The sequence below is a fragment of the Spirosoma koreense genome, assembly GCF_054777875.1.
On sequence record NZ_BAAHAC010000003.1, the window covers coordinates 438942 to 464116 of the forward strand.

The 25175-nt window shown below is 53.6% G+C and carries 23 protein-coding genes; 19 read left to right on the forward strand and 4 right to left on the reverse strand.

The window, feature by feature from the left end; genetic code table 11:
• The first annotated feature begins 43 nt into the window (after window positions 1-43).
• The 5 genes from rlmD to ACYVC2_RS05305 all read left to right on the forward strand — a co-directional run bounded on the left by rlmD (window position 44) and on the right by ACYVC2_RS05305 (window position 4111).
• Window positions 44-1474 carry a 23S rRNA (uracil(1939)-C(5))-methyltransferase RlmD gene (gene rlmD, locus ACYVC2_RS05285; protein WP_461101251.1) on the forward strand — a complete coding sequence of 477 codons (1431 nt, stop codon included), beginning with the start codon at window positions 44-46 and terminating at the stop codon, window positions 1472-1474.
• A gap of 65 nt (window positions 1475-1539) precedes the next feature.
• On the forward strand, window positions 1540-2013 hold the full coding sequence (gene moaC / locus ACYVC2_RS05290; protein ID WP_461101252.1) for a cyclic pyranopterin monophosphate synthase MoaC: 474 nt from the start codon (window positions 1540-1542) through the stop codon (window positions 2011-2013).
• Window positions 2006-2581 carry an NTP transferase domain-containing protein gene (locus ACYVC2_RS05295; RefSeq protein ID WP_461101253.1) on the forward strand — a complete coding sequence of 192 codons (576 nt, stop codon included), beginning with the start codon at window positions 2006-2008 and terminating at the stop codon, window positions 2579-2581. The genes moaC and ACYVC2_RS05295 overlap by 8 nt, the downstream gene beginning before the upstream one ends.
• Before the next feature lie 42 nt (window positions 2582-2623).
• On the forward strand, window positions 2624-3232 hold the full coding sequence (locus tag ACYVC2_RS05300) for a DUF6992 family protein (protein WP_461101254.1): 609 nt from the start codon (window positions 2624-2626) through the stop codon (window positions 3230-3232).
• A gap of 93 nt (window positions 3233-3325) precedes the next feature.
• On the forward strand, window positions 3326-4111 hold the full coding sequence (locus ACYVC2_RS05305) for a nucleotidyltransferase domain-containing protein (RefSeq protein WP_461101255.1): 786 nt from the start codon (window positions 3326-3328) through the stop codon (window positions 4109-4111).
• A 141-nt stretch (window positions 4112-4252) separates the two neighbouring features.
• On the opposite strand, the gene ACYVC2_RS05310 is transcribed toward ACYVC2_RS05305, so the two are convergent.
• Window positions 4253-4561, reverse strand: a complete 309-nt coding sequence (locus ACYVC2_RS05310; RefSeq protein ID WP_461101256.1) for a hypothetical protein — start codon at window positions 4559-4561, stop codon at window positions 4253-4255.
• Window positions 4562-6108: 1547 nt separating this feature from the next.
• Between ACYVC2_RS05310 and ACYVC2_RS05315 the strand changes: the two genes are divergently transcribed.
• From ACYVC2_RS05315 to kdsB, 13 genes are all read left to right on the forward strand, one after another.
• A complete protein-coding gene (locus tag ACYVC2_RS05315) occupies window positions 6109-9240 on the forward strand; it encodes a SusC/RagA family TonB-linked outer membrane protein (protein WP_461101257.1) in 3132 nt (1043 codons plus the stop codon).
• A gap of 18 nt (window positions 9241-9258) precedes the next feature.
• Complete coding sequence (locus tag ACYVC2_RS05320; RefSeq protein ID WP_461101258.1) at window positions 9259-10767, forward strand: RagB/SusD family nutrient uptake outer membrane protein; 1509 nt, start codon at window positions 9259-9261, stop codon at window positions 10765-10767.
• 249 nt (window positions 10768-11016) lie between these two features.
• On the forward strand, window positions 11017-11493 hold the full coding sequence (locus tag ACYVC2_RS05325; protein WP_461101259.1) for a nucleoside deaminase: 477 nt from the start codon (window positions 11017-11019) through the stop codon (window positions 11491-11493).
• A 56-nt stretch (window positions 11494-11549) separates the two neighbouring features.
• Complete coding sequence (locus ACYVC2_RS05330) at window positions 11550-12755, forward strand: DegT/DnrJ/EryC1/StrS family aminotransferase (protein ID WP_461101260.1); 1206 nt, start codon at window positions 11550-11552, stop codon at window positions 12753-12755.
• A 12-nt stretch (window positions 12756-12767) separates the two neighbouring features.
• Window positions 12768-12971 carry a type II toxin-antitoxin system VapB family antitoxin gene (vapB, locus tag ACYVC2_RS05335; protein WP_461101261.1) on the forward strand — a complete coding sequence of 68 codons (204 nt, stop codon included), beginning with the start codon at window positions 12768-12770 and terminating at the stop codon, window positions 12969-12971.
• The gene (locus ACYVC2_RS05340) at window positions 12971-13354 is read left to right on the forward strand and encodes a type II toxin-antitoxin system VapC family toxin (RefSeq protein ID WP_461101262.1); all 384 of its coding nucleotides are present in this window, start codon (window positions 12971-12973) and stop codon (window positions 13352-13354) included. The genes vapB and ACYVC2_RS05340 overlap by 1 nt, the downstream gene beginning before the upstream one ends.
• Complete coding sequence (locus tag ACYVC2_RS05345; protein WP_461101263.1) at window positions 13348-14451, forward strand: iron-containing alcohol dehydrogenase family protein; 1104 nt, start codon at window positions 13348-13350, stop codon at window positions 14449-14451. The genes ACYVC2_RS05340 and ACYVC2_RS05345 overlap by 7 nt, the downstream gene beginning before the upstream one ends.
• An 11-nt stretch (window positions 14452-14462) precedes the next feature.
• Window positions 14463-14693 carry a DUF433 domain-containing protein gene (locus tag ACYVC2_RS05350; protein ID WP_461101265.1) on the forward strand — a complete coding sequence of 77 codons (231 nt, stop codon included), beginning with the start codon at window positions 14463-14465 and terminating at the stop codon, window positions 14691-14693.
• On the forward strand, window positions 14693-15049 hold the full coding sequence (locus ACYVC2_RS05355; RefSeq protein WP_461101266.1) for a DUF5615 family PIN-like protein: 357 nt from the start codon (window positions 14693-14695) through the stop codon (window positions 15047-15049). The genes ACYVC2_RS05350 and ACYVC2_RS05355 overlap by 1 nt, the downstream gene beginning before the upstream one ends.
• Window positions 15050-15073: 24 nt before the next feature.
• On the forward strand, window positions 15074-15577 hold the full coding sequence (gene lspA, locus ACYVC2_RS05360; RefSeq protein WP_461101267.1) for a signal peptidase II: 504 nt from the start codon (window positions 15074-15076) through the stop codon (window positions 15575-15577).
• Window positions 15578-15591: 14 nt separating this feature from the next.
• Complete coding sequence (kdsA, locus tag ACYVC2_RS05365) at window positions 15592-16443, forward strand: 3-deoxy-8-phosphooctulonate synthase (RefSeq protein ID WP_461101268.1); 852 nt, start codon at window positions 15592-15594, stop codon at window positions 16441-16443.
• A gap of 86 nt (window positions 16444-16529) precedes the next feature.
• The gene (locus ACYVC2_RS05370) at window positions 16530-17249 is read left to right on the forward strand and encodes a phosphatase (RefSeq protein WP_461101269.1); all 720 of its coding nucleotides are present in this window, start codon (window positions 16530-16532) and stop codon (window positions 17247-17249) included.
• Window positions 17246-18007, forward strand: a complete 762-nt coding sequence (gene kdsB / locus ACYVC2_RS05375) for a 3-deoxy-manno-octulosonate cytidylyltransferase (protein WP_461101270.1) — start codon at window positions 17246-17248, stop codon at window positions 18005-18007. Before ACYVC2_RS05370 ends, kdsB begins: the two co-directional genes overlap by 4 nt.
• Here the strand turns inward: kdsB and ACYVC2_RS05380 are convergent.
• Complete coding sequence (locus tag ACYVC2_RS05380; RefSeq protein ID WP_461101271.1) at window positions 17990-19159, reverse strand: glycosyltransferase family 87 protein; 1170 nt, start codon at window positions 19157-19159, stop codon at window positions 17990-17992. The two genes, kdsB and ACYVC2_RS05380, sit on opposite strands and share 18 nt — an antisense overlap.
• A gap of 78 nt (window positions 19160-19237) precedes the next feature.
• Here ACYVC2_RS05380 and ACYVC2_RS05385 point away from each other — a divergent pair, with 78 nt between their 5' ends.
• A complete protein-coding gene (locus ACYVC2_RS05385; RefSeq protein ID WP_461101272.1) occupies window positions 19238-19900 on the forward strand; it encodes a thiamine diphosphokinase in 663 nt (220 codons plus the stop codon).
• 39 nt (window positions 19901-19939) lie between these two features.
• On the opposite strand, the gene ACYVC2_RS05390 is transcribed toward ACYVC2_RS05385, so the two are convergent.
• Window positions 19940-21034: an acyltransferase family protein gene (locus tag ACYVC2_RS05390; protein WP_461101273.1), complete on the reverse strand. Its 1095-nt coding sequence runs from the start codon at window positions 21032-21034 to the stop codon at window positions 19940-19942.
• On the reverse strand, window positions 21034-25080 hold the full coding sequence (porU2, locus tag ACYVC2_RS05395; RefSeq protein ID WP_461101274.1) for a putative type IX secretion system sortase PorU2: 4047 nt from the start codon (window positions 25078-25080) through the stop codon (window positions 21034-21036). Before porU2 ends, ACYVC2_RS05390 begins: the two co-directional genes overlap by 1 nt.
• Window positions 25081-25175 lie beyond the last annotated feature (95 nt).

Consider the following 25175-nt stretch of genomic DNA (forward strand, 5'->3'; position numbering starts at 1 on the left):
CCGAAAATAGCTGCTTAAATTAGCAGTTTTTCAGGACTTATTTATGCGTAGAAAGAGTCATAAACCCCCCGAACGGTTGGCAAGCGTTCGAATTGATGCGGTGGCTGCCGAAGGAAAGTGCATCGTACGCACCGACGAGGGGGTTATTTTTGTAGAAAATCCAACGGGTGGACCGGGCGTAGCACCGGGCGATGTCGTCGATCTGCGCATTACGAATCGCAAAAAACAATACCGCGAAGCCGTTGCCGAACACATTCACGAATGGTCGACCGTGCGAACCGAGCCGTTCTGCGAGCATTTTGGCACGTGTGGCGGCTGTAAGTGGCAGCATATCCAGTACGGCGAGCAGCTGGGATTTAAACACCAGCAGGTGATTGATCACCTGACGCGCATCGGCAAAGTGGCCCTGCCCGCCATCCGGCCGATCCTGCCGGCGCATCCGACCCAATATTACCGAAATAAGCTGGAGTTTACCTGTGCCGAAGGACGGTGGCTGACGCAGGCCGAAGTACGCACGGATCAGCCAATGGACCCGCGTGCGGTTGGGTTTCACGTGCCGGGGCGCTTCGACAAGGTGCTGCCCATTCGCCACTGCTACCTTCAGCCCGATCCGTCCAACGCCATCCGGCTGGCGGTCGACGACTATGTGCTTCAGCACGATCTGACGTTGTATAATCTTAAAGTCCATACGGGTTTTTTGCGGACACTGATCATCCGCACTGCCGATACTACGCAGCAGGTCATGGTAACGTTGCAGGTCGCGCAGGACAACCCCGAGTTGCTGAATGGGCTTCTGACGTATCTGCAACAGCAGTTTCCGCAGATCACTTCGCTGAACTACATTCTGAATACGAAAAAGAACGACAGCTATCAGGATCAGGAGGTGATCCACTGGAGCGGCAAACCGTATATTGAAGAAACGATGGAAGAGCTGACTTTCCGGGTCGGCCCGAAATCGTTCTACCAGACCAATGCCCAGCAGGCTTACAACCTGTACAAGGTGGCCCGCGACTGGGCCGGACTGACGGGTAGCGAGCGGGTATATGACCTGTATACCGGCACGGGTACAATTGCGCTGTTTGTCGCACGTCGGGCTGCGCAGGTCGTGGGCGTCGAGTACGTCGAAGCGTCGGTAGCCGATGCACGCATCAATGCCGACGTGAACGGAATTACGAACACAACTTTCGTGGCAGGCGACATGCGCGACATTCTGACCGACGGTTTTTTCGATCAGCACGGTCGGCCGGAGGTCGTCATTACGGATCCGCCCCGCGCCGGAATGGACGAAGCCGTAACCCGTCAACTGCTGCGGGCGGCTCCCGAGCGGATCGTGTACGTAAGCTGCAATACGGCTACCCAAGCCCGCGATCTGGGTATTCTGGATGAAGGCTATACTGTAACCGACGTGCAGCCGGTGGATATGTTTCCGCATACGCACCATGTCGAGAATGTTGTTTTACTGACCAAGCGTTAGGTAGCGCGGGTGGAAACCCGCGAATGTTAAACTGGCGGGTTTCCACCCGTCTTACTCCTCAATTTATGAGCTCGTTTTCGCACCTGAATGCAGAAGGCAACCCGGCGATGGTCGACGTAGGGGGCAAAACCGTTACGCGCCGAACGGCCCGCGCCCGCTCTGTCGTATCGCTCGGCCCTGAGATTATGCAGCACCTGACCGGCACGGAGATCAATACGAAAAAAGGCCCGGTGTTTCAGACGGCCATCATTGCCGGTACGATGGCCGCCAAACGCACCGACGATCTGATTCCGCTCTGCCACTCGCTGGGGCTGGACAATTGCCAGATCACCATCACCACCGACGGCACCGACGCTATTGTCGATTGCCTGGTCTCGACCGAGGGCAAGACGGGAGTAGAAATGGAAGCGCTGGTCGGCGCGTCGGTAGCGGCACTGACTATCTACGACATGTGCAAAGCATTTTCGCATGATATCGTCATCCGGGAAACGAAGCTGATGGAAAAAACGGGCGGTAAACGGGACTTTCGACGTGACTGAGCCACTGAATGGGCTGGTTCTGATGGGTGGCCGGAGCACCCGGATGGGACAGGATAAATCGCAACTAGTCTACCACGGAAAATCGCAACGCGACCACCTGACGGAGTTGCTGAAGCCGTACTGTAGTCTTGTGTTCTGGTCGGTAAACGCTACGCAGAATCAGGACTTGAACAATACAGACCAGCTCCGTATCGTCGACGCCTACGACCTGCCCGGTCCACTCAACGGAATTTTATCGGCTTTTCAGTATAATCCGGAGGCTGCCTGGTTCGTGGTGGCCTGCGACATGCCGCTGCTGACGACTCGCTCGCTCGATGCGCTGGTGAACGCCCGAAACCCCGCTAAACAGGCAACGGTGTTTTATGATTCGGATGGACAGCTACCCGAACCGCTGCTGGGCATTTACGAACCCGTTTTCGGGCCGATCATCCAGCAGGCCGTCGCCCAGGGGGCTTACTCGCCCCGCCAGCTTCTGCAACAAAATTCCGTTCAGCTCCTGACGGCTCCCGATATCCGGGAACTGGCCAACATCAACGACTCGGCCGCACGGAAAGCTCTGGGCCTGTAACCATCGGGCTACAATTCGGGTTCATACCCAAAATCACTCGTCATGCTTCCACTCCGACAGCTTGCGCTGGCAGCCGGGTCCCTGCTGCTTGGAAACCCCGTTCTGGCCCAACGGACAGTACCCTCGCCCGAGCTGCGGGCATTTAGCGAACAGCGCATTCGTCATCAGAAAACTCTCGGGCTGGCGCTCGGTGGGTATGCCCTAGCCAATATTGCCATCGGTACGGTAGCGGCTGGGCAGACGACAGGCGAAACGAAGTATTTTCACCGGATGAATGTCTACTGGAACCTGGTCAATCTGGGGATTGCCGGTATTGGCCTGCTCGGTTCCCGCGGGCAGACTGCCGATGTCGAAACGCTGGCCGATGCCGTCCGGAAGCACGAAAACATGAAGCAGCTGCTGCTGATCAATGCAGGGCTGGACGTCGCTTATGTGCTGGGAGGAGCTTACCTGCAGGAACGGGCCAACTCTCATCCGGACAAAGCGGATCAACTGCGGGGCTACGGAAAATCCATTATGGTGCAGGGTGGTTTTCTGCTGGCGTTCGATCTGGTCAATTATTTTGTGTTCAAAAAGCGGGGCGACCGACAGGAGCGACTGCTACTTTCGGCAGGACCGGCGGGTGTAGGGCTGGTCATACCCGTTCGATAAGCGGGGAGCCAGACCACTGGGAAAGTGGCCCGTTGGCTGAACTAATCAATGAGTGCCGTCGTTCTGCGGTAATTTACCAATCGCAACGTAGTGATGCAATCTCATTTACAACCCTTTCGCGTATTCCTCACAAAAGCTATTGAGTTTATCCAGCAGGACACCGATGCCGTTGGGCTGGCCGCAGGGGGCTCCTGGGCATCCGGCGAAATCGATGCCTATTCCGATCTGGACCTGGTACTGGTAACGAACCGAAAAATCGCGCCCGATCTGGCTCCGATGCAGGCCTATGCCGCACAGTTGGGAACCCTGCTGGCTTCATTTCGGGGCGACCACGTGGGCGAGCCACGCCTGCTGATTGCCCTTTACGAACCGTCGCTGTTGCACGTCGACATTAAATTCCTGACGCCTGACGAATTTCATCATCGGGTGGAAGATCCGATTGTGCTATGGGAACGGGACGGTATACTCACGAACATCATTCAACAATCGACGGCGCAGTACCCGCCCTTCGATTTTCAGTGGGTCGAAGATCGTTTTTGGATCTGGTCTCACTACGCAGCCCTGAAAGTAGGGCGGGGGGAGTACTTCGAAGCGATCGATTTTCTGGCTTACGTCCGGAACGCCGTACTCGGACCCATGCTGCATTTGAAGAATGCGAGCCTGCCACGGGGTGTACGCCGGGCCGAAACGACATTCGGGGTGGCTGAATTGCTACAACTGCGCAAAACCGTAGCCACCCCGGATCGGGATGTATTGGTGAGCAGTCTGTGGGAAGTGATGTACCTCTACGAATCCCTGCGCGACGCCCTGGCCCCCGAAACGTTTCAGAAAAACCAGGCTGCCCAGCTAGCCGTGAGTCGCTATGTAGCGGCTCTGTAATATGGGCTGGAGTGATCTAGTCTAAAACCGGTAGATTGATAACCAGTTTTAGACTAGATCGCTCCAGCCCAAGCTCTTCAAAATGCGACTGTTAACCAATACTATAGGGAAATAAGCTCATTTCAGCGCTATTAAAGACCGCTACTTGACAGCAAAATAAACAATAGCTTCAGACTTACTGACAGGAGCGGTGAAATAGTAGTAGATACCGCTGATTTTGCATAACCTTCTTAAGCGTTCACCACTGTCAGAATTTGAAGCTTTCGGCAAATCTATACTGTAGATAAGACAAGTTTCTTGCTTATTGTTAACAATTTTAGCATCAAACTCCTGATTCACCAATACTTTTTTAAATGAGCGGTTGCCACCAGGTGAGTAGTCTCCATTGGGAGTGGATTCTATCTCAACCTGTACTGAATCACTGCTTATCCTACTTAATTTCAAGGTCATTGTGTGTCCCTGGATAGGGTATATGCCCGTGACGCCAGTTTTATTATAGTACGTATCAGCCAGGTAAACTCCTTCGATCGCGGATGCACGTTCGGGGAAGTCAATCTGAGGTTGATTACAGCTACTGACCACACCTATAGCCAGTAGCTGTACATAACTGAATAAACGCAGCCTAACCATATCCTGACGTATTAGAACGCTGACGAAGCTATCCGATATAGGACAACTACCCTAAAATAACTCTGATCCTTTGCAATGACTGTGCTGGCTCTTTGGATGAACCTGCGTACAGGTGGTCAGCTCCTCCAGGCGTGCAATGGTCGTACAAAGCTTCATCTCTAATGCTACTAGAGACGATCGATGCACTTTCCCTAATCGCTTTTATAGTACTGTCTGTATTGATAACCTGTCATGAAAAATGAAATTGTATATTTTAAGTAATATTTAGAAGTGAAGAGGGGTGCACTCGTGCGTTAACAGGATTCAAGAAGCCTGACAGTTCCACATTGACCCCGTGGTAAAGCCATAGCCGAGTAGGGGAGGCTTCTCTATATTCAAGTAGCCCGGTGCCGTTCACCAAATCTAAGTTCCCTCTTGATCAACGTCTGTGTCAATCTATTTGACCTCATCGAATTTATAATCTTCCTCTCTGTTATTAGCCGTTTTCTATACATGGCCATACAATGTGCTTTTTAGTATTCAGGCTATCTTATATTCAGTAGTATCACTGTATTTATTTGCCTGGAAGAGATTAAAAAAAGCTTAATCTATAATTAAGCTTTTTTTAATAATTATTCTGTTAGAGATTTTTGAAATATTATGAAACAAAATTCATATATAAAATAAAATGCGCTCATATTTTTAATACATTTTTAATTATATAGCCCATATTAATTTTTACTGGTATACTCAAAATCAAATTAAAAAAATAGTAATAAGTACTCGTATAAGATTTAAGTATATTCAAAATAGATTTTTATTGTATACTTGATATAGTGCTGTAAATCAATTATATAACAAAGGGTAAGTTGTTACTAAAGAAACTACATTGATAGGTAAATAAATGAATAGATAAAGGGGTTGACTGTTAAAAAAATAAGTCTCATTATGGGTAAATGCTTTACCAGATGGGCATTAAAAAAATAATTTAAAATTTGCCGGAAGGACAAGTAAGATTTAAAACATATACTCTTTAACTTCGAAAACACCCTTTTTTTGTCAGGTAAATAAGGTAAATAATGGCTGGGTTTTAGGCTAAGTAGTTTTGCCAATATTACTTAATTCGATACCGTATCCAGGTACGAATTGTTTTTTGCAATAGACTGGTAATTCTGCTAAGTAATGAGTGGTGTTCTGTCAGGGTTTTACAAATGATTTCCGAAGTATAGCCCTGATTTTAAGAAGCTATTCGTGCCTATAGACCTGGCCAGATAACCTACTGGTATGTCTGACAATAAACGTAGCTGGCAGTGGCTTCTGCCGGAAAAATCAGTAACCGTTCAATGTAAAATGTGTAGTAAGTAAATTTTTTAACCTAATCAAACTAAATGAAAAACGCTGTACAAATTCCTATGCGGACATTCAGCAGGCTTTTCAGGATTTTCCTGCTGTATGGATTTCTGGTTGGTTCGTTTGCCTCAGTGGCAGGTACCGGTGCCCCCCGGTCGGTGGCTGACATTGTCGTTCGTGGGCGAATTATGGACTCCGACTCCAAATCGTCCATACCCGGGGTAAACGTAGTAATTAAAGGGTCGAATACCGGGACGACCACCGATACGGACGGAAATTACCAGATTACGGTTCCTAACGCGTCGGCGGTGCTGGTCTTCAGCTTCGTGGGCTACCTAAGCCAGGAAGTGGCCGTTGGCAATCGCACAGCGATCGATATCACCATGGCGCCGGATTCGAAGTCGCTGGGTGAGGTCGTCGTTATTGGGTATGGTAGTGTCAAGAAATCCGACCTGACCGGGGCCGTGGCGACCATCAAAGGCGAAGAGCTGATGGACAAGCCCGTTCCTAACGTGTCGCAGGCCTTACAGGGCAAAATTGCCGGGGTTGAGGTCAGTGTGAACAGCAACGCACCGGGAGCGGCCGCCAAAGTGCGGGTGCGCGGTCTGGGCTCGATCAACTCCAGCCTCGACCCCTTGTATGTTGTCGATGGGGTTATCGGGGTGGACGGCAACTCGATCAACCCGAACGATATCGCTTCGCTGGAAGTGCTGAAAGATGCCTCGTCGACGGCTATTTACGGGGCTCGTGGTGCCAATGGAGTCATTATCATTTCGACCAAACGAGGTCGGGTGGGCGGCACACGCGTGACGTATGAGGGCAACGTGAACGTCAGCGATTTATACCGCCACGTCAAAACCCTGAATTCAGATCAATTTGTGCAGGTTTACAACCAGGCGTTTGCCAATGGAACCAAGTTCGACCCGGCGGGTGGAACCTGGACGCCACCGGCGGCACTCAATCACACGAATTTTCCGCTGCTGTTCGACCAGAACGACAAGCCGCTGTACAATACCAACTGGGAGAAAGAAGTCTACAAACCCGCTTTTTCGCAGACGCACCAGCTTAATTTTCAGGGAGGTAACGACAAAACCCTGTACAGCCTGTCGCTGGGGTATCTGAACCAGAACGGTCTGATGATCAATTCGAATTTCAAGCGGTACTCCGGCCGGTTCACGATGGATAACAATGTCAATAACTGGCTGAAAGTTGGGGGGGCTATTAACCTGATCAGCAGCCAGCAACGGCTGGTTTCTGACGGCAACGGCGGGCTGAACGTGCCGCGGATGGTATCCGAAGAAGTGCCCATCGTACCGGTTAAATACCCGGACGGAACCTGGGCGGGCAATAACGACATTGCCGGACTGGAAGGTGGTCCGAACCCGGTCAATATCGCCAACAACCGCTATACGATCAACAACACGTTGCAGGGGCTGGGAAATGCGTATCTGCTGTTCCACATCACCAAAGACCTCGATTTCAGAACCGACTTAGGAACTACCCTGAACTGGCAGAAAAACAACTTCTTCTCGTCGCAGAACCTGGCTCACTTATCCGCCGACCAGGGTGGGGTGGCCAGCATCCGGGGGTACACCAACAACTACTGGCAATCGGAAAACTACCTCACCTGGAACAAGACGATCAACAGCCGCCAGCATTTTACGGCCCTGCTGGGAGCGTCCTGGCAACAGTATAATCAGGAAACGGATTACGTAGAAACCCAGAACTTCATCGACGATATTTTCCAGTGGCACACGCTGGGGTCGGGCTCGGTAAAAAGCTCGTCGACGTCGTCCGATTATCGGTGGGCTATGAACTCGTATTTTGCCCGGTTGACCTACAACCTGAACGAGAAATACCTATTCACGGCCACGGGCCGCTACGATGGCTCGTCCAAGTTTGGGGCCAACAACAAATTTGCGTTCTTCCCGTCGGTGGGTGCTGCATGGCGTATGTCGGAAGAAAGCTTCCTGAAAGGCAACAAAACCATCAGCAACCTGAAAGTGCGGGCTAGTTACGGGCTGTCGGGTAACCAGGAAATCGGTCAGTACCAGTCTATTGCGCAGATCCAGCCGAATACGACGGTACTGGGTGGAGCTCTACAATCGACCCTGTTACCCAGCTACCTGGGTAACCCAAACCTGAAGTGGGAAAAATCGCAGCAGTTCGACGCTGGCGTCGAGTTAGGCATTGGCAACAGCATCAACCTGACCGTCGATTACTACAACCGCGTTACCAAAGACCTCCTGCTGCAGGCACCCATCCCGTGGTCGGCGGGCGAGCGGAGCGCCAACGTGTATCAGAACGTAGGGTCAGTGCGGAACGCCGGTATCGAGGTGGCCCTGAACACGGTGAACATCCAGAAGGAAAATTTCACCTGGTCGACCAACTTCATTTTTGCTTCGAACCACAACACGATTCTGAAACTCAACAACGGCAACGCGGATATTTTCCCCGGTCCCAACTTCCTGGGGCAAACCAACATTCTGCGGGTTGGCGAATCCATCGGGTCGCTGTACGGTATGACGCGCCTGGGTACTTACAGCAGCGACGAGGCCGATCTGGCGGCTCAGCATAACCTGAAGCCGGGCGATCGGAAGTACATCTACAACCCCGACGGCAGCAATTATTACAGCATCATTGGCCGGACGACGCCGAAATGGACGGGTACGTTCAGCAACTCGATCAAGTTCAGAAACTGGGACTTCACCTTCGATATCCGCTTCGTGCAGGGCATCAACACGGCCGCTACGTTCAAGCACTCGACCGAAGACCGCCAGACCATCGCCAACAGCCTGGCTACGGTGCTCGACGCCTGGACGCCCGATCACCAGAACACGATGATCTCACAGGTACGTAACTACAAGTTTGCGCAGGATTCACATTTCGATACCTGGTGGGTAGAAGATGGCTCGTTTATCCGCGGCCAGAACTTTATGCTGGGTTATTCGCTGCCCAACGCCACGTTGCAACGCCTGAAGATCAACCGCCTGCGTATTTACGCCAGCGTCCAGAATCTGTTCGTCATCACGAAGTATTCGGGCTATGACCCCGAAGTCGATACCTTCAATGCGGGTTACGGAGCCAACAGCTCGTTCTCCCAAAACCTCGACTTCTTCTCGTATCCACGCCCGCGTGTCTGGAACCTGGGTGTAAACCTTACTTTTTAATTTGTAATTCCGAACACTATGAAAGTTCTCAAACATATAGCCCTGGCATCGTCACTGCTGGCGATGAGTGGCTGTAAAGACTTTTTGAAGGAGAATCCGACCGGGTTTATCACTCCTTCCTCGAACGTATCGAGCGTTAAAGTCGCCAGAGCGTATGCCAACGCGGGCTACGCCAATTTGCAGGGCCTGCTGGCGGGCCAGTCGTCGTCGTACGGCGGTAATACCTGGAATCTGCTGGAGTTCATGACCGGCAAGGCCAATAGCGATCTGGGCCAAACCGGGTTTATCAACTTCGAAAACCTGAGTTATAACAACACGTCGTTTTACGTCGATACGTGGTGGCAGCAAATGTACCTGGGCGTGGGGGCCTGTAATCTGGCCATCCAGAGTATACCGGGTATCAGTGCCAGTGGTCTGACCGATGCGCAGAAAACGAACATGCTGGCCGAAGCGCACACCCTGCGGGCGCTGTATTATTTCTTTCTGGTGCGGCTGTACGGGGCCGTTCCCAGTGTAACCACGGTGCCGACAGATCTGAACCTGAACCTGCCGCGTACCCCTGCCAAGGACATCTACGACAAGATCATCATTCCCGACCTGCTGCTGGCCGAAGCCTCTACGCTGCCCTGGCAGGACAATACCGGTAAGGTGTCGATGGGTATGGTAGAGTCGCTGCTGGCCGACGTATACCTGACTTATGCCGGAGCAGCCATCAACGGCGGATCGCAGTATTATGCTGAGTCGGCTAAGCGCTCGCTGAACGTGATTCAGAAAGGCGGCTATACGCTGTTCCCAAATTATACGGACATGATCAACCCGGCCAACAAAAACACGGGTGAGTTCATCTTCCAGGTGCAGTATGCCGCCAGCGTCCCGTCGACTAATCCGCTCACGTCGCTGACGATCCCGAACTACTCGGGTATTTCGAAGTATTCGGATGAATACGGATCGGTATATCCGACGCCCCAGTTCATCAAGTCGTTTCCCGCGGGCGATAAGCGGGTGCAGGAGAAACAGTTCTTCTTTACCAACTACCCTAATATAAAAACCGGGCAGACGGTAACCTTCAAGAATACCTACATCTACAAGTGGTTTGACGTCAACGCGGTGACGAACACGGCCAAGTCTGATCTGAACTACACGCTGTACCGGCTGGCAGATGTGTACCTCATGTATGCCGAAGCCTCGAACCGGGCCGATGGGTCACCGAACGCGAACGCGGTCAGCTACGTCAACCAAATCCGGGCGCGGGCCAATCTGGCTCCCATCGGTGCGTTGAGCCAGACGGCTTTCGAACAGGAGGTGTGGCTGCAGCGCTATTTCGAACTGTGTTTCGAGAACAAGATGTGGTTCGATATGCTCCGTACGCGCAAAGTGCACAACGACGTAACCGGCAACTGGGATGACTTCATCGGGCATAAAACCGTGTTTGGAGCCACCTTTACCGAAAAACAACTGCTCTTCCCGGTGCCCAAGCAGGAGTCGGATGTCAATCCGAACCTGTTGCCAAACAACCCTGGCTTTTAAGTAAGCTGCGTCGATCGACGAGCCGTTCACAACGCCCGATTCAGTTCTGAGTCGGGCGTTTTTTTACAAAAGATTTAAACACAGAGCGGTCCGCCAGTGCGGCACAGAGAACACAGAGAATTAATTAACTGAGCATGAAAAGCGGAAACCTCCGTGTTCTCTGTGCCGCACCGGCGGACCGCTCTGTGTTTAGAAACTAAATTTGATATTCCGTGATTACTTAAGTCAAACGTTCTTTTGCGAAACCGCATGACGAATCAGGATGAATTTTTCCTGCGCGAGGCTATCCAATTAGCGCGCGAAGGCATGACAACCGGACAGGGTGGGCCGTTTGGCTCGGTTGTTGTCCGCAATGGTGAGATCGTGGGTCGGGGCTGCAATCAGGTGACTTCCACCAACGACCCGACGGCCCACGCTGAAGTCGTCGCCATCCGCGATGCCTGCCGGAATCTGGGTACATTTCAGCTGGAAGGCTGCACGCTGTATGCCTCCTGCGAACCCTGCCCAATGTGTTTGGGAGCCATTTATTGGGCACGACCCAGCCGGATCGTCTACGGAGCGTTTCACACCGATGCCGCCGGGGCGGGTTTCGACGACCAGTTTATTTATGAAGAGCTGGACAAAGCCCGCGACCAGCGCCACATTCCCATGCACCAGCTCCTGCGCGACGAAGCCGACGCGGTCTTTCAGGAATGGATAGCGCTGGAAAAACGGACTCCCTATTGATTGGTTTACGACATTCTTTTTTAAATACCGTACTTTTGCAAAAAACGGATTAGGTTATGCCTGGAATGGAATTTTTCGGAGCGGCCGAGCGCAAGGAAATCAACGATGTGCTTGAGACCGGCATCCTGTTTCGCTACAATCACGAAGCGCAACGCAATAATATTTACAAAGCCCGCGAGTTCGAGGCTGAAGTCGCTAAAATCGTTGGGGCCAAATATGCCCATGCCGTGTCGAGCGGATCGACCGCCGTATTGTGTGCGCTGGCAGCCGCCGGTATCGGTGCGGGCGACGAAGTCATTGTACCGCCGTTCACCTACATCGCTACGGTCGAATCGGTGCTGATGGTCGGAGCGCTGCCCGTTTTCGCGGATATCGACGAGACGCTTTGCCTGAGTGCCGACGGCATTCGCAAAGCCATTACACCGAAAACAAAAGCGGTTTGTCTGGTGCACATGTGCGGACAGATGGCCGACATGGACGCGATCATGGCGGTCGTCAACGAACATAACCTGGTGCTGGTCGAAGACGCCGGGCAGGCAATGGGGGCTTCTTACAAAGGCACATCGACGGGGCTCTGGGGAAAAACCGGCGCCTACTCGTTCGACTTCTTCAAGATCGCAACGGCGGGCGAAGGGGGTATCATGGTGACCAACGACGAGACGGCTTATAAACATGCGGATTCGTATTCCGATCACGGCCACGACCACGTCGGCACGAACCGGGGCATGGAACAACACCCGATTCTGGGCTTCAACTACCGGATCAGTGAACTCCACGCGGCCGTTGGCCTGGTGCAGACGCGCCGGGTGCCCGAGATAATCAAAAGCAACAACGCCCACAAAACCAAACTGATGTCGGCGCTGGCCAACGTGCCTGGTGTGTCGTTCGCCCGCATTCCAGACGCTGACGGGGATTCGGCGACGTTCCTGAATATCCTGATGGCCGATACCGACGCTGCCCAGCGCACCGTAGCTGAACTGAACGCGGCTGGTGTTGGTGGCTTCAATTACTGGTACACGAACATGTACCATTTCATCAACCAGTGGGATCATATCAAGGAAATGCGGACGGCGTCGGCGCTGCCGATCCAGAAATTCGGTGCCCCGCAGGATTACAAAAACCTCGATATTCCGAACGCGCAGGCGGTTATCGGCCGACTGATTTCCTTCGGTATCCGGGCCTCGTGGACGGCAGAGGAAGTCGATAAACTGGCTGCGAACATCGAAGCCGCCGTTCGCAAAGCGACCCTGATCGAAGCGTAATAGTCTATTGGTATGTCGACAACAGCCTTGCTTTCTGAGATAACCGCCTTACCTCCCGAACTGCGGCAGGAAGTGGAAGATTTCGTTGCTTTTCTGCGAACAAAAAAGCAGTCGGATAAAACGCTTGTGGAGCGGGAGTTTGGCTATGCGAAAGGAAAAGTAAGGCTCGCGAGCGATTTTGATGCACCCCTGGACGATTTTAACGAGTACATGTAATGCGTCTGTTATTGGATACGCACACACTACTTTGGTTCTATGGCGGTGACGAATCGCTGCCTGAACACCTTAAAGAGGTCATTCAGAAGGCTACGAATGAGTGTTACGTAAGTATCGCCAGTTTATGGGAGATCACCATCAAAGTAAATTTAAGAAAACTGGATATCGGTACATCGCTGCCGGAATTTTTTAGCTTTCTGGAACGTAATCAATTTTGGGTTATCCCGGTGGAATTAACCCATCTATTACAGCTTCAGCAGCTACCGAATCATCATAAGGACCCGTTTGATCGGCTGATTATTTCACAGGCTCTGGCTGAAAATCTGACCATTGCCACTAAAGACAGTATTTTCAGCCAATATAGCTTAACAACAACATGGTAGCGACACCAACACAAACCACGCATAAAAATTTTAAAGGAATCGAGAAAACCGTTTTCGGACGGGGTAGCTTCTCGCAGCTCGATGAAATTCTGGCTCCGCGCCGGACCGACAACGAAGGCTATTTTGTTTTCCTGGTCGATAATTATTTCAAAGGCAAGCCCCTCGAAGAGCGGGTTCCGGCCCATCCGGAAGACCTGACGTATTACATCAGCGTGGAAGAACACGAGCCCACGACGGATCAGATCGATCAATTGCGCGACGAAATTCTGGCGAAGAAAGGCCTGCCATCGGGCATCGTGGGCATCGGGGGCGGCAGCATCATGGATATTGCCAAAGCGCTGTCGCTGATGGTCACCAACGAAGGTTCGTCGACGCTGTATCAGGGCCTGAACCTGATCAAAAAGCCGGGCATTTACCACGTCGGCGTACCGACTATTTCTGGAACGGGAGCTGAAGTGTCGATGACAGCGGTGCTGACCGGACCCGTCAAAAAACTAGGTCTGAAATGCGAATGGACAGTGTTTAACCAGGTCGTTCTCGACCCCGAGCTGATCGCGACGGTGCCGCGCAACTGGTGGTTCTATACCGGCATGGATACCTACATTCACTGCGTCGAGTCGGAGAATGGGCGGATGAACAATGCCTACTCGCACGCGTATGCCGAGCAGGCCATGAAACTCTGCCGGGAAGTGTACCTGGGCGAAAATTCGGGACAGACACCGGAGAACGACGATAAACTGATGGTGGCCTCGCTGATGGGCGGCCTGAGCCTGACGTATTCGGAAGTAGGGGTTTGTCACGCGCTGAGCTACGGGCTGTCGAAAATATTGGGAACGCGTCACTGCTACGCCAACTGCCTGATCATGAACCACCTCGAAGATTATTATCCGCAGGGGGTAGCTGAGTTTAAGGAGATGGTCGCTTATCACCAGATCGATCTGCCGCAGGGCTTGTCGAAAGACTGGAGCGACGATATCATTACGCAGATGGCGCACGTGTCGTACAATCTGCCACACATGTGGCTGCACGCCATCGGCGACAACTGGCAGGAAGTCATTACTATCGACCTGCTAAAAGATCTGTTCCGGCGGTTGTAAATGATAGATATATGGAAACGAAACACCGAATTACGTCAAATCCTGGTGTGCTGACAGGTAAACCTGTAATAGCCGGAACCCGGTTGTCGGTTCAATTTATTGTAGGCCTGCTGGCTAAGGGGGCAACGCATGAAGAAATTCTGGCGGAGTATCCTTATATAGTCGAAGCAGATATTCTTGCCTGCCTGGCCTATGCCAGTAAAATGCTCGAAAGTAGTACGCTGGTTCCGCTGGCAGCCTGATGAAATGGCTGGTCGATGAGTGTACTGGACCTTCGGTGGGCAAGTGGCTGCGTGAACAAGGCTATGATGTGTATTCCGTTGGTGAGCAATCGCCAGGTTGGAGTGACTGGCAGGTTTTGGCACACGCTGTCCATGAAAACAGAGTCGTCATTTCCAATGATAAAGACTTCGGCGAACTGGTTTTTAAAAACCAGCTCTCACACTGTGGTGTTGTACTCATGCGGTTAGATGATGAGCGTATTGAAAATAAAATTGCTGTGCTCAGTCGTTTCCTGGCGAACTTTTTGGATTCAGTTACTCCCCATCACTTCATCGTTTTAACGGAAAAGGCGATGAGGATTACATTTGTCGAGTAGATTGGATTCCTGAAAGTAGACCCTATGAAAAACGCCCTGAGAATCATACTCATCCTGCTCACGGTATCGGTGAATATCGGGTGCGATCAGGTATCTAAAACGATCGTGCGCGAGCGAGTATCATATGGCGAAAATATCCGGCTCTGGCAGAATCACCTCACCGTTACCAAGATCGAGAACAGCGGAGCGTTTCTGAGTCTGGGCGATGCATGGCCGCCGTTCGTAAAAAATACGCTCCTGCTGATTCTCCCAATCATGGCGATTGTTCTGGGGTTTGCTTACCTACTGCTTCGGTTCAACTTACCCCGGCTGTTTGTTTTGGGGGCGAGTTTCATCATCGGTGGCGGGGTTGGCAACCTGATCGACCGGATCGCCTATGGCTCGGTGACGGATTTTCTGCACATCCAGCTGGGGTTCTTTCAAACCGGTATTTTCAACATGGCTGATGTGTCGGTCATGGTGGGTGCCGGCCTTATTCTGCTGAATTCCTTTCTGATCACTCGGAAGGATGACGGCCAGTTCACTTAAAAAACAAAAGACCAATGTCTCAAAAAATCGTTCGCGTTGGCGACATCGAATGCGGGTCGGATGAGTTGTTTCTCATCAGCGGGCCCTGCGTCATTGAAGACGAAAAAATCATGATGAGTGTGGCCGAACAGCTCCGCGAAATCCAGGAGCGCGTCGGCATCAAAATCATCTATAAATCCTCGTTTCAGAAGGACAACCGCTCCAGCCTGAACTACTACAACGGCCCCGGTCTCGAAAAAGGCCTCAAGATCCTGGCCAAAGTGAAAGAGCAGTTCGGCTTTCCGCTCCTGACCGACGTACACTATCCCGACCAATGTGCCCCCGCGGCCGAAGTCGTCGACGTGATTCAAATTCCGGCTTACCTGTGCATGCAGACCATGCTGGTGGTGGCTGCTGCCGAAACCGGGCGGGTCGTCAACATCAAGCACGGTCAGTTTCTGGCGCCGGAAAACATGAAACATCCGGTCCGGAAAGTCGAGGATTCGGGCAATGACCGGATCATCCTGACCGAACGAGGATACACCTTTGGCTACAACGACCTGGTGGTCGATCCCCGTTCGTTCTACCACATGGCCCGGACGAATTACCCGGTTGTCTTCGACGTAACCCACGCCATCCGCAAGTATGGGATCCCCTCCGCCGATGCCAAAGGTGGTGCCCGCGAATACCTGCCGGTGTTGGCGCGTGCGGGCGTGGCTGCAGGTGTCGACGGTCTGTTCGTTGAAACCCACACTTGTCCCTCGGAAGCGCTCTGCGATGCCGCCAGTCAGCTCGACATCCGCTACCTGGAAGACTTCCTCAAACCGCTCCTCGAACTCCACGCGGTCGAAGTAAAATACAGAAATACGCTACCTGAACTAGTGTAATTAGTGAAGAATGAAGAGTGAAAAGTGAAGAATAACTTGCGCCAGCCTATTCTTCACTTTTCACTCTTCATTCTTCACTTCCTGACATGGCTACTATTGAATCAACCTTCACCGCGCTGGGCGGGCAGTTTGTCACGCCGGTAGATGCGCTGACCGAAAAGCTTCGCACCGTGCGGGCCATCGTTTTCGACTGGGATGGCGTTTTCAACGACGGTGTCAAGACCGGGTCGGGCAGCAGCTCGTTCAGCGAAGTCGACTCGATGGGGACGAACCTGCTGCGCTTCGGCTTCTGGCTGCACCATAACCGGCAATTACCCGTTGTGGCGATTATCACGGGCGTAACGAACATCCTGGCCGACGGGCTGGTGCAGCGGGAGCATTTTCACGCCTGCTACTCCCAGGCCAAAAATAAAGTCGAAGTGCTGGCTCATTTGCTGGATCGACACAACCTGCAACCGCAGGAAGTCGCTTTCTTTTTCGACGACGCCCTCGATCTGTCGGTCGCCGAAATCGCGGGCGTGCGCATTATGGTTCGCCGGAACGCTAATCCGCTGTTTACCAACTACGTCATTCAGAACGGCTATGCCGACTACATCACGGGCAGCCAGAGCGGCCAGTTTGCCGTGCGCGAAGGGTGCGAACTGATGCTGGGCCTACTGGGTCAGTTCGATACGGTCATGGCCGAACGACTCCGTTACCGACCCGTCTACGACCAGTATTACCAGCAACGCCAGGCCATCGAACCGACCTACTGGATTGTGGGCGCTGCTGGTCCAGAACCTAAAGTACAAATCTTACCCGTATGATTATTGGCATTATTCCGGCCCGCTATGGGTCGACCCGCTTTCCGGGAAAGCCGTTGGCCGACATTGCCGGAAAATCCATGATTCAGCGTGTTCTGGAGCAGGCCAGGCAGGCCGCTTCGCTGGACAAAGTCGTGGTGGCAACCGATGATGAGCGCATTGCCGAAGCGGTCCGTCGACTGGGAGAAGACGTCGTTATGACCCGTACGGATCACCCGAGCGGCACCGATCGATGCTGGGAAGCCTACGACCGACTCGTAGCCGAGGGTGTCGTACTGGCGGATTCAGATTCGGTAAACTACGTGATCAACATCCAGGGCGACGAGCCCTTCATCGACCCGGCCCAGATCGACGAACTGGCGGCTATCCTCGACGGTACCGTTGAGCTGGCTACGCAGATGGCGTCGGTCGATTCGGGGGAGTTGCTGCACGATCCGAAGGAAGCGAAGATCATCATCAATGCGCAGGATGAAGCCCTTTATTTTAGCCGGGCGGCTATTCCGTACGTGCAGGGTGTGGCCCCGGAAGAGTGGCACAAACACCACGAATTTCACCGGCACGTCGGCCTCTATGCCTACCGGGCCGACATCCTGAATGCCATTACCCAACTACCGCCTTCGCCCCTCGAACAGGCCGAATCGCTGGAGCAACTGCGCTGGCTCGAAGCGGGGTATCGGATCAAGCTGGTGCGGACAAGCTACCAGACGCCAACCGTCGATAGCCCCGCCGACATCGAGAAAATTTTACGAGATAGTCTGTAGCTGCGGCTGTACCGTGCGGGGCTGGGTCCAGATCTGGTACTGTACCCGCGCCCAGACCAGCAGACACGGTACGGCTTTGATGTTGTAGGGCTGAAAGAAATACTTCTGAACGTAGGCCGGAAAAATATCGGTTGGCGACAGCGATGTAAAGACAATCACTAAGGTCAGCAAAATCCGGTCGAGTGACGTCGGGGTCTGCAGGGTTACCCACCACAGCGCTACGCCCGTAACGGCCATGACGTAGGTGGGCGACTCGGCCATTTTGTTGAACACGATCATGAACAGGAAAAAGTAAGCGATCATGCGTCGCTGAAACAGCCGGTCCTGCCACAGACCAAATCGCAGGAACGGCAGCAGAAACAGCGTGGCCCCGAAGGCTTCGATGATGCGATAATTCGCGTCGGTCTTTTCCATGCCAAACCAGGATTCGGCAATGCCCATTACGGACACCTGCAGGCCCAGTTTCACCTCGACAACCAGCCGGAACCATTCCTCATATTCGGCTACCAGGTGGTCAACAGGAATCAGGGTGAGGGGCATGGCCGCGAACAGAACCGTCCAGACGATCATCGCCAGGATAAATTGCGGCTTTTTCGGATAGAACAAAAAGAAACCCGCAGCCGCCACGCCGTAGAACTTGATAAAAGCGCAGAGAACGAAGAAGAAAGCTGCCTGCCAGACCCGCTCGTTGCGCAGGTGATACAGCCCCAGCAGCATCGCCCCGACGATGAGGTTATTGCTTTGCAGGTTCTGCGCCGTTATCAGCGCTTCCAGAATGATGATCAGCAGGGCAATCTGCCGTTGTCTGGCCGGCTCTTTTTCATCCGACAAATAAAACCAGACGCCCGCCAGCAGCACCAGCGTGTTGAGCAGGTTCCAGAGAATTACCCCGAACCAGACGGGCAGGTAATAAAACGGCCCCATCAGCCAGGCGAAGGTGGGGCTATATTTGTAATCATCGTTGTACAGCTCGGGGTGCAGGCCGTATATGCTCTTGTCCAGCAGTAGGTTATGAAACGGCTGGGCAAACATCAGGTAATTGTTGTAATTACCGTAGCCCAGCAGGTAGTTCTGCACAGCCACCAGGCAGAAAAGAAATATATAGAGCCCCACAACACGGGGAAGCGTCAGAAAACGAAGTACACGTTGCAACGGAATGGGCAGTCGAGACGGTAAAGGCTACAAAAATAAGCAGGATTGATTGACTTGCCGCTATATCTTTGTCCGACTATGTCATCTCATCACATCGTTCGCGACAAGCAGGAACCCGCTTTGCTCATTGCCAACGGCGAAGCCTGCCAGCCCGACCTGCTGGGGCAACTGCTGGAGTGGAACCCCATGGTCGTCGTGCTCGACAGTGCCATCTGGCGGGTGCTCGAACTGGGCATCAAAGTCGATGTGTTGCTCGGCGATTTCGACCGGACGCTGGACCTGGAGGCCATTCGGGAGCGGCAATACCCGCTGGAGATCGTTCACGCGCCCGATCAGAACAAAACCGACCTCGACAAAGGAATCGAATTTCTGATCGAACGGGGGTTTCCGGCGGTCAACATCGTCTGGGCCACCGGCCGCCGGGCCGATCATACCCTGACGAACATGACCAATATCGTGCGCTACAAAGACCGCATCCGGATCGTGATGATCGACGATCATTCCCGGTTGTTTCCGTTGACGGAGCGGTTCGAAAAATGGTACGAGGCCGGAACGCCCATCTCGCTCATACCGGTCGGTACCGTGACCGGCTTCACGTCGGAGGGGCTGAAATACAACCTGCAGGATGCTACGCTGAAGCTGGGTTATTTTACCAGCAGCAGTAACGAAGCGGCTGCGAATGGGTTTGTGCGCATCGAAGCCCGGACCGGCGACCTGCTGATTATGGAATGCTGGGACTGAGTGATGCGGAGCTTCTACCAGACCGTATTTTATTTGTTTTCAGGAAGCGCGTAGCCAACGGTGCGTGGGTTTTTCAATGAACTGATACAGGCCGTAAGCGATCAGCACCAGTACCCCGAAGAGAAAGCCCGTATGGTTTATGCCCAGGTTGCGGCAGGCGGTGGCTATGACTCCCACATGAATCAGGTAGAAAGCGTACGAACTCCGGCCCAGAGCCAGCAGGAGAGGTATCGCCAGGGTCGACCGCCAGACGGATTTCTGATCCAGCAGACCCCCTAAAACGAAGCTGATACCGATGGGCAGGAAAAAATTATAAGCCACTACTTCACTCCAAATCAGGTGTATCTGGTCGCGGGTCAGTACCACCACGCTGGCCTGCCATAGTACACAGGCCAACACGGTCAGGCCACCCCAAAGCGAACTTAGCCGAAAGCCGGATAACTGCTTCGATTGCCAGCGTCGGGCCAGGTGCATACCGAGCACAAATTCAAAACTTCGCCCAAAAAACGTATAAAACAGCACGAATGGCAGGTTTCCGAAGAAGCCATGGCCGGCCAGTTGCCCAACGGTCGCCCACAAAATCAGACCCATGCCTAGTAATCCAGCCGTCAGTCGAAGCGTACCCAGCCGGTGGAGCAGCCGAAACAGAAGGGGGGCCAAAGCATAGAAACAAACTTCGACGGTCAGGCTCCAGCTTTGTGGGATACCGCTGAATTTGTAAACATTGAAAAAGCCTTTTAGCAGGCTTAGGTTTAGAAACAGGACCGGTGCCGACGGCGGCCGACCCACGTAAAACGCGTGACCTACCGTAACCAGCAGGATCAGGGCGTACAGCGGATAAATTCGGGCAAAGCGATTTTGCAGATAAATTCGCCATGACCAGCTTTTCTGTTCGAGGAAAACGTCCGCATACCGATGGTAGATCAGAAAACCACTGAGCACAAAAAAGATAGAAACGCCAAGGTAGCCCTGGTCGAAAAGTCGATGGGCAAACGAACCGGTCGGGGCGGGGTTGGCATGGTGAAGAAACACCAGATAAGCCGCCAGCGCGCGTAAACCCGTCAGGGCTGGTAGGTCGCGGTGAGGTAGTGCCGTTCCGGTCATTTTCGGCTGCATGTCGGTAGGTGGCCTCATCAGGGTAGGCGAATGATGCGACCGCTTAACCGTTCGGGTCGTTTACCTGAAATTCCCCAGGTCTCGCCATCCTCTATAGTGAGTTGATAAATGTAGGCACCGGCGGGTGCAAATTCACCGGCGTCCGTGCGTCCGTCCCAGGTCCACACGTTCTGCCCGATGCGGACCGATTGTTTCAGGTGCCGGATTACGCGACCGTTCAGATCGGTTAGGGTTATGGTCAATGCTTCGGGCGGGCGATCGCCGGTTAAGGTAAAGGAGAAGCGGAACTCGCTCCGGGAAGGGTTTGGCGAAACCAATAGGTCTGCCAGTTGGCGTTGCCTGACGACCTGAAAGCGTACCTGATACGGAGCGGCTGCATTGCCGATAGCATCCTGGGCGGTAATCAACAACTGATAAGTACCTTCTGACAGAATCGGGGCTGGGTAACGCACCCGAAATACATTGTCGATACCCGCCTGCATCGTCGCACCGCGCCAGTTCAGCCGCTCGTAAGATGCCGTTCGGCCAGGTCGTTGCAGATACAAAGCCAGGCCGGTGGTGTCGCGCCGGACCAGTGACCGGTTATCATCAGCAACCAGAATGTCGATCACCGGCTGCGCCGAGACCACGGCATCGTCCGTTATTCGTGCCCCATCGAAGGCTACTTCCAGAATAGGGCCGAACAAATCGGGTTGTACCGGCAGTAACAGATCGAGTGTATTGTTCAGGAACGAATATTCGGGTTGCAGACGTGGATTGACGGTCAGTAGCAGTCGGTTCAGGCCGGGCAGGGCCGTTGTGGGAATCTGCGTGAAAAACCGGACCGTGTCACTACCGGCGGGCGCCTTCAGCCGCCACTGCTTTACCTGCGGGTTGGTCAATCCCTCGGCATAGAGCGTTTGCCAAACCACCAGCGAATCCGCAAAAGGGTAGGGGCTCAGGTTGGCAAAGTCAATGGGAAGCCGCAAGATATCGCCCTGCCGAAGATCGGAAGGTAGGTCGGCCGCTAACCGAATCTGGCCTTCGGGTAAGCCTTTTTCAGCCGAACCCGGCTCATAACGAAAGAAACCCGTCACCCATGTAGTTGCGCTGTTTACGGAATCGGCCAGCCTGATTCGCCAGTAATAGGTTGTGCTGGGACGCTCGGGCAGGGTTGTTTGGTAGCTGACAACGGGCGACCCCTCGACACGCTGCTTCCAGCGTATCGGGCTGTCGAACCGGGCCGTACTGTCGAGTTCGAGGTCAAACGGGTGCACTATTCGGGAAGCGTATTGTGCGGTTAATCGCACAGATCGGGTCGTAACGACGCTGCCTGGTGCTGGGTAGATCAGGACTGGTTTGGGGCTCGCCAGGATCAGTTCGACGGTAACCTGGTTATTCGTGTGATTTATTTCCGGTTGGGTATCTGGAGAATCGACTGGGTTGACCGTCACCTCGAACTGGTTTTGCCCATCGGCTTCGGATTGGTTCGGAACGGTCAGCGTGAGCGTATCGCTATACGCCACTGATTTAACGAACACTGGGTTGAAAACACCAGACTCGTGCCCATTTACAAACCGACGGACCCGAACCGGCAGCGGATCAGTTCGATACTGCCCGGCGTTTTGCACGACTGCCCGGATCATCACCGAATCACTCTGGATTGTCAGCGGCTGGTTATCTGCGCTTTGAATGCTTACTCCACCCGCGGTTAGCCCATAGTCGGGCGTGCTGAAGGGAAACAGGCGAATGGCCGGATCACCCTGCAACACCATCTGCTGACAGTTCGCCAGCACCCGTCCGTCCGACGACTGCGCTAACAAACGCCGGATGGTTTCCTGCTGAAGATGCCCGATGGATTTGGCTAGCTGGCTACTGTCGGCCAGCAGATTATACAACACCGTACTGTATTGATGCAGCACGTCCGGATAGCCGAGGTGGCTGTGTGCAAGGGCCGCAATTGCCCCGCGGTTGGGTGTCAGAACCCAGTCGGTCGAGAGCGTCGGGCGACCGTAAAAGAAATTGCCGATGGCACAACCGTTGACCAGCAGCAGCGGGTATTTACCTACATTTTGATACCCCAGCGCATCGTTCGAGCAAAAGCCAATGTCCAGATCGGTGACGTCCAGCCCCGAGTGGCCGAAAAATGTGATCAGCCCGATCCCTTCGTTGACGGATTTGACTACGTCGATGGCCTCGACCGGTTTGTCCGTGGTTTTGGCAAGCGTCGTTACCTGGGCTCCCAGCGCCGGGGCAGCCGCCAGATTCCGGTAATCGTCGACCAACTGACGGAACAGACTCCTCTCGTCGGGGGTTTCGCCCCCGCTCAGGTGGAGCAGGTTTTTACGCCAGAGCGCACTCGGCGGCAGGCTTTCGTATTCCTTTACTTTTGCCAGATAGTGCAATACCTCTTCCGGCGAACTAGCGTTGATGCGGCCGGTTGGAACGGCGGGCACATCGACAGGCTGCCCATTCAGACCGGCTGAAAAAAGCAGATCGGAGCCGGGAAAGCCAGCAGTCATGACCAGATCGAGGGTTGCCTGAGCCGGGTCACGCCGGATGCCGGGCGTGCTTCGGCCCCGTCCGACCAGTAGCAGGTACTGCAATGATCCCCTGGATTGCCGGAGCAACTGATCCAGAAATCGCCGGATCGCCAGCGGATGTCGTTCGCCGTAACTATACTGGTCGATCAACTGCTGCATGGTGACCGTCAGCGTATCGTGACTACCGCCGGCTGCCGACGCCCGGTATCGGGCATATTCCTGAACGGCGTTGACCGTGCCAACCGGTCGCATCAACCGTTCGTGACTAATAATCAGATACGTTGGTTTTCGGGCTGTCCAATCGGTGAACCGGACGGGTCGGATGGCTGCCACTGATTTCGGGGTATTCACGCTGAGAAGGGTACGGGCGATGTCGGTACCGTGCACAATGAGCCGGGCCGTACCGGAACGCTGGGTTGCCCCAATCAGTTGCGGAGCGCTCGGGTCGGAAATATTCCAGAAGCGGGTGTTGGCCGGTACCGCCGTCAGTTCGATAAGCGAACGACCCACCGGATTAGGAGCCAACTGAAACGTCTGCATCATTAGACCGTTGACGGTAAATCGCTGAGGGTACCGAAGCCGGACGTACGAAACGGAGTAAGCATCCGTCGCCGAAGCCTCGCCTGTCGAAACCGTCGATACCAGCAGTTGCCCGTTGGTGCCGACATCGCTCCAGGATATACCGGTCTGAATACGAGCATTGTCGTAGACCGAAAAGCGGACCGAGTCAAGCGGATGTTGAGAGCCGGAAGCAGCACCGGCCAGGCAGGTAACCCGGTGATTCGTGAACTCACGGCCCGCCAGCAGCAGATCAATTTTGGGGCTGGGGCCGCTCCGGACGGCGTCGGTCAGCATAAACGACATCGTGTATGGTTTGGCCTTCTGCTGCATACTCCCGGTATAGCCTTCCCCGGCTTCGTAGTAGCTGTATTCGATTTTGGGAGGGATTCCCGCGGCCCAGCCAGGGTAGTTTTCCGTGAATAATCGCAGCTCGTCGGCCCAATGATAGGCGTCGGGTGTAAGATCAGCGTAGGTCGTGTCGGTGTATCCGCTCATGCGTCGGCCCGGCAGACCGTCGAGTCGCCAGGTGAGAAAATATGCTGTTGTGTCGTTGAACAGGCTGTAATAAGCATGAGGCTGAGCCGATGTGGGGCGGTATAACAGCGAATCCGGCGCCCCGTCGTTCCGGCGCCCGTAGAACTCGATGAAATCGCCCGTATCAAATCGCCCGTCGGTTTCACCGGCCACATAAATCGCCTGTTCGACACCCCGATGAAATAGCTGCACCGTGGCTGGATTGAGTTGGTCAGTAGAGATACCGGCTTGCTGAAGTTCCACCGTCGTGATTCGATAAATCCCGTTCTCGGCAATAGGTATTTTGAAATAAGTCTGGCTATACCTGATCCAGCGGGTGGGGTCGGGGTCGCTGACCGTAGCTTGCTTTTGTGCCATGACCGGGATGCTCTCCACGATTACGACAAGCAAGAAATACGTCAGGCTGCACCAATGAAAGCCGGGTGAAGGGAGGACGAAACGATTCATTCCCTTGAGACGGACGAACCCATGGGCCGGTGTCATCTTTGGCAGGAAATGAGGGTTCAGAAGTGAATTATTTCGCCGTTTCCGTGTTTTCCAGA